General features: G+C 74.9%; 2 protein-coding genes. One reads left to right on the plus strand and one right to left on the minus strand.

All coding sequences use genetic code 11. The features are described from left to right. On the minus strand, positions 1-214 hold a 214-nt coding region (locus tag C1J00_RS46125), incomplete at its 3' end, for a hypothetical protein (protein WP_219728417.1). Positions 215-220: 6 nt separating this feature from the next. Here C1J00_RS46125 and C1J00_RS43690 point away from each other — a divergent pair. Continuing rightward, positions 221-937: AfsR/SARP family transcriptional regulator (locus C1J00_RS43690; RefSeq protein WP_146046429.1), on the plus strand; the 717-nt coding region annotated here is incomplete at its 3' end.

Genomic DNA, 937 nt, shown 5'->3' on the forward strand with positions numbered 1-937 from the left:
CACGGGGGGTAGCGGCGTGACGATGCGGTTCGGGCTGTTGGGGCCGCCGGTGCTGTTCTACGACGTCCAAGGAGATGTCCAAGGCGACGTACGGGGCGGCGTGCGGGGCGACGTCCAAAGCGGCGTGCGGGGCGACGTCCAAGGCGGCGTCCATGGCGTTGTCCGGAACGGCGTGCGGGGTGGCGCACAAGGCGATGGCCAGGGCGTCGTCCAAGGCGGCGTGCGGGGCGGCCTGCGGGGTGGTGTCCCCGGTCCGGCCCGGGCCGTCGCCGGCGACAAGTCGCGCGTGTTGCTGACCGCGTTGCTCCTCGACGCCGGGCGGGCCGTCTCCGTCGAGTCGCTCAGGGACGCGCTGTGGGGCGGAGCGCCGCCCGTGTCCGCCCAGGCCTCGCTGCACAACCACATCGCCCGGTTGCGGCGACTGCTCGACGACCCGGGACGCCTGCTCACCGTGCCCTCCGGGTACGTGCTGCGGATCGACGAGGGTGAGCTTGACGTCCACGTCTTCGACGCCCACGTCGCCGAGGCGCGTGCCGCCCACACCGGCCAGGACTGGGAGCGGGTCGTGCGCGTGTGCGCGGACGCGCTCGCCCTGTGGCGGGGCGCGCCGCTGGCCGGGCTGCCGCCCGAGGTGGGCGGGTACGCCTTCGCGCAGCGGCTGCGCGAGGCCCGGCTGCTGCTTCTGGAGTGGCGCTACGACGCCGAGTTGGCGCTGGGCGGCCCACGGCTGAACGAGCTGGTGCCGGAGCTGGCGGTGCTGACCGGTGAGTATCCGCTGCGGGAGGGGTTCTACCGGCAGTTGATGCTCGCCCTGCACCGCACCGGCCGTCAGGCCGAGGCCCTGGCCGTCCACCGAGACCTGCGCACCCGCCTCGTCGGCCAGCTCGGCGTCGAGCCGGGGCCGGGGGTGCGGGAGGCGCATGTCGCGGTGCTGCGG

The sequence above is a fragment of the Streptomyces cahuitamycinicus genome, from assembly GCF_002891435.1.
GTDB lineage: Bacteria > Actinomycetota > Actinomycetes > Streptomycetales > Streptomycetaceae > Streptomyces > Streptomyces cahuitamycinicus.